The organism is Mesorhizobium sp. M1E.F.Ca.ET.041.01.1.1, from assembly GCF_003997355.1.
Taxonomy (GTDB): Bacteria; Pseudomonadota; Alphaproteobacteria; order Rhizobiales; family Rhizobiaceae; genus Mesorhizobium.
The window spans coordinates 1-4,265 of the sequence record NZ_RZSL01000527.1; the positions used below are offsets into that span (position 1 = coordinate 1).

Annotated in this window: 4 protein-coding genes and 1 pseudogene; 1 reads left to right on the forward strand and 4 read right to left on the reverse strand. The window is 67.2% G+C overall.

The window, feature by feature from the left end; all coding sequences use genetic code 11:
* Nucleotides 1–40: 40 nt before the first annotated feature.
* The 3 genes and pseudogenes from EOA38_RS29410 to EOA38_RS29425 form a co-directional block, all read right to left on the reverse strand.
* Nucleotides 41–238: pseudogene (locus tag EOA38_RS29410) on the reverse strand (insulinase family protein); the annotation flags it as partial.
* A gap of 293 nt (nt 239–531) precedes the next feature.
* Nucleotides 532–1,086 (reverse strand): 16S rRNA (guanine(966)-N(2))-methyltransferase RsmD, encoded by a 555-nt coding sequence (gene rsmD, locus EOA38_RS29420; protein ID WP_126094413.1) that lies wholly within the window; start codon nt 1,084–1,086, stop codon nt 532–534.
* Nucleotides 1,067–3,049: a pseudouridine synthase gene (locus EOA38_RS29425; protein ID WP_127300882.1), complete on the reverse strand. Its 1,983-nt coding sequence runs from the start codon at nt 3,047–3,049 to the stop codon at nt 1,067–1,069. The genes rsmD and EOA38_RS29425 overlap by 20 nt, the downstream gene beginning before the upstream one ends.
* 182 nt (nt 3,050–3,231) lie before the next feature.
* Between EOA38_RS29425 and EOA38_RS29430 the strand changes: the two genes are divergently transcribed.
* Entirely contained in the window at nt 3,232–3,684 is a 453-nt protein-coding gene (locus EOA38_RS29430) for a nucleoside deaminase (RefSeq protein ID WP_126094415.1), read from the forward strand.
* 31 nt (nt 3,685–3,715) lie between these two features.
* Here the strand turns inward: EOA38_RS29430 and EOA38_RS29435 are convergent.
* Nucleotides 3,716–4,265, reverse strand: a 550-nt coding sequence (locus EOA38_RS29435; protein WP_127300883.1) for a hypothetical protein, incomplete at its 5' end; no start/stop codon positions are given.

A 4,265-nucleotide genomic window follows, 5' to 3' on the forward strand; every position in this document is an offset into this window, starting at 1 on the left:
CCTACGACTACACCGCCTTCCACGAGACGGTGGCGCCCCCGGCGCTGCCGATCTTGTACCACACCATATGGGTGACGATCGGAGCGCGATGATCCGGAATGACCACCACTTCCATGCCGTTGTCGAGCAGGAAATCCTTGACCTCGGCGTCGTCCGCGGCGCGCGCCGGCATCGCCGCCGCGAGCGCCAACGTGCCGGCAAGGAGTGCTGCGCACAGCCCTCGGGTGTTCAATGTCATCAAATGCTCCGGTTTCGGTCGCGCAACGATAGAAAAGCTTTGCTGGCGAGGCAAAGTGAATTGTTCGTCATTTTCGAGGCGCTTGCGCCTTTTCCTTCTCCCCTTGTGGGAGAAGGTGGATCGGCGCGCAGCGCCGAGACGGATGAGGGGTGCTGGAAGAAACGAGGCGATGGAAATACAATCGCTTCGACTGCTTGTATCTGCAAGGAAGCGTTCCGTCCAACACCCCTCATCCGTTCCGAGCTTCGCTCGGCCACCTTCTCCCACAAGGGGAGAAGGGAAATACGCTCTGCTCACCCGACCTCGATGAACCGGATGATCGTATCGCCATAGCCGCGCTCGTCCACCACGGAAAAGCCGGGGCCCGGCTCGAAGGGCGCGGACGCCGCCTCCTCGACCACGCAAAGCGCGCCGGGCAGAAGCCAGCCCCCGGCCTTTGCCGAGCGCAGCGCGCGCTCGCCGAGCCCCTTGCCGTAGGGCGGGTCGGCGAAGACCAGACCGAAAGGCGAAAGCGTACCGGCCTCGCCGAGATGAATGGCGTCGCGGCGGAAGATCTTGGTACGGCCGGTGAGCCCGAAGCTCTCGACGTTCTCGCGGATCAGGCCGCGCCCTTCCGCCGATTCCTCGATGAAGACGCAGTAGGAGGCGCCGCGCGACAAAGCCTCCAGCCCCAGCGCGCCGGTGCCGGCGAAGAGGTCGAGCACCCGGCCGCCTTCGAGCTTTTCCGCATGGCGATGCGCCAGCACGTTGAACACCGCCTCGCGGGTGCGGTCGGTGGTCGGGCGGATGGCATTCGAACGGGGCGTCGCCAGCGGACGCCCGCGAAACTCACCGCCGACGATCCGCATTGCCACCTCTCGGAGCCTTAGGACCACGCGGCCTGTCGCCACCGCTTCCCTCGGGTCGATCGCCCCGTGGCTTGCCAAACGGCTTGCCCTTGCCGCCGGGCTTGAACGATGCCTTGCGCGCCTTCGCCTCGGCGGCCCTGGCGGCTTCGGCCTCCGCCCTGCCCTTGCCGATAGGGCGCGCGCCCGGCGCCATCCAGACATTGGCCTTGCGCTGGCCGGGCGGCTCGATCGGGCGGGGTTCGCGTTTGCTGCCGCCCGGCTTGCCGCCGAAGCCGCCGCGTTCGGACTTGCCGAAGCCGGACTTGGGACCGCGCTCGCCAAAGGCCCTGTCAGGCCTGGTCGACAGCTTGCCCAGCGCCTCGTCGCGGCTGCCTTCGCGGCGCTTGCGGGCCTTGATCAGCCCGCCTTCGCCGATTGGACGGCGGTCGCCCTCGCGCGTGAACTTCGGCCGCTCTGCCTCGTCGTGGCGCGGGTCGCTGCGTCGCACCGGCTTGTTGGAAAAGGGCTTTGTGATCTCGGCATCGAAGTTGGCGCCGGACTCCTCGATCAGCCGTTCGCCGAGCTGGTCGCGCAGCACGCGTCCCTTGATCTCCAGCACATGGCCCTCGGGCAGGTCCTCGAGCTGGAATGGCCCATAGGAAATGCGGATCAGCCGCGTGACATCGAGGCCAAGCGCGCCAAGAATGTTCTTCACTTCGCGGTTCTTGCCTTCGCGCAGACCGATCGTCAGCCAGGCGTTGCTGCCCTGCTCGCGATCGAGCGATGCTTCGATCGAACCGTAGAAGACGCCGTCGACAGCGATGCCTTCGCGCAGGCCGGCGAGCGCGCTCTCCTCGACCTTGCCGTGGACGCGGACGCGATAGCGCCGCAGCCAGCCGGTGGCCGGCAGCTCGAGCACACGCGACAGCCCGCCGTCGTTGGTGAGCAGCAGCAGCCCTTCCGTGTTGATGTCGAGCCGGCCGATGGTCATCAGCCGCGGCAGATCGGCCGGCAGCACGTCGAAGACGGTCTTGCGGCCTTCGGGGTCGCGGTTGGTGGTGACCACCCCCGCCGGCTTATGGAACAGGAACAGCCGCGTGCGTTCGATCGGCGGGATCTCCGTGCCGTCGAGATGGATGATGTCGTCGGGCGTGACATTGAAGGCCGGCGAGGTTAGCACCTTGCCGTTGACCTTGACGCGGCCGGCGGCGATCAGCTCCTCGGCATCGCGGCGCGAGGCGATGCCGGCGCGCGCCAGCCGCTTGGCGATACGCTCGCCGGCTTCGGGCGCTGCTTCCGAAGGGCGCGGACGCGGCTTGAAGCCGCCCTGCCTGGGCGCGGCGTCGCGCGGCGAGCGATCGCTGAAATCGCGCTTTGGCCGGTCCGCGAAATCACGTTGGGGACGGTCGGCGAAGTCGCGCTTGGGACGGTCGAAGCGCCTTTCGCCGCGCTCGCCTTCAGCGGCCATCGGCCGGTCGCCGCGTGGCGTATAGGGTTTGCGCGCGCCGTCGCGCTTCTCGAAGGACTTGCCCTCTGGGCGGGGTCCTTTGCGGAACGGCTTTTCGCCGCGCTCGGCACCCTCGCCCGCTTCGCGCGGCTTATAGCTGCGCTTGCAATCGCGGCGCTCGCCGTCGGCAGCCACCGGCCGATCGCCACGTGGCGTATAGGGTTTTCGCGCACCATCACGTTTCTCGAAGGACGTGCCCTCGCGGCGCGGTCCCTTGCGGAACGGCCTCTCGCCGCGTTCCGTGCCCTCGCCCGCTTCGCGCGGCTTGTAGCCTCGCTTGAACTGCGGCCTCTCGCCTTCGGCGGCCATCGGCCGGTCGCCACGCGGTGCATAAGGTTTGCGCGCGCCATCGCGCTTCTCGAAGGGCTTGCCCTCGGAGCGCGGCCCCTTGCGGAACGGCTTGTCGCCACGCGGCGCCGGTTTCGACCCGCCTTTGCGCGGCCCCTTTTGTCGTGATGATTTCTTATCGTCGTCCATATGGATCTTGCTCGTCTTGGACTGCTACAGCGCACGCGCCCGTTCGGACGCGCAACGCAGGCAGTGTCATCTTGATTTTGCGCGTACAGCAGCGCGGCAAAAACCGATTCCGGTTTTCAGGGTCACGCGCTAGATAACAGGATCACCGTCGGGTGGCGAGGAGTAATCGGAATGGAAAGCGCGTGAAGCGGCCGGATTTCATGGCTTTGGCGCTCAAGGAGGCCGAGGCGGCCGCAAGCCGCGGCGAAGTGCCGGTCGGCGCGGTGATCGCTAAAGACAACGTTGTGGTGGCGAAGGCCGGCAACCGCACGCGCGAACTCGCCGATCCCACCGCCCATGCCGAGATGCTGGCGATCCGCGAGGCCTGCCGGAAACTCGCCAGCGAGCGGCTCACCGGCCACGATCTCTATGTGACACTGGAGCCCTGCGCCATGTGCGCCGGCGCCATCTCGTTCGCCAGGTTGCGCAGGCTTTATTTCGGCGCCGCCGACGAGAAGGGCGGCGCTGTGGTCAACGGCGTGCGCTTCTTCGCTTCACCGACCTGCCACCATACGCCCGATATCTATCCGGGGTTAGGCGAAAGCGAAGCGGCCTTCATCCTCAAGGATTTTTTCCGCGGTAAGCGGGAAATATAGAGCAGCGACGCAGCCGGCTGTGCAAGGAAGCTTACAGGCCCAGCCAGTCGAACCAGCCGCCGCTCTTCTTGCCTTCCGCCTGCGCCTTGAGCCGGCGTTCCTTCTTGTACTCGTCCTCGCCGAGCTCGTTCTGCGGCGCGGTGTCGGAGGCCTGACGATAGGCCAGCGGCGGCTCGCTCAGATATTTGCGGACATTGGGGTTGCCCTGCTTCTGCTCCGCGAGGCGGCGCTGGATCTCAGCGGTGCGGGTCGCGCTGGAATCGTCCGGCGACCAGCGCGGCGGGTGGCTGGAAGCCGAATCGGCCATCGCCTTCTTCACCGCCACCGGATCGGTCTGCACGTCCTCGACGGCCTCCGGCTGGTAGTTCGGGTCGTTCTGGTGGGCGGTGGCGTCGGCGCGGATGCGGGCGCGGCGCGCCTCGGGCGATTCGGGCCAGTCGGCGCTCGCCGTCTGGATGCTTTCCTGCGGCGCCGGCAGATTTTCCTTCTGTCCCGGCGCGGGCTTCACCAGATCGGGACGCGGCTTGTAGTCGATCGGATCGCGGTGCTTCGGCGTGATGGCGATGGCTCCGGAAACTGTC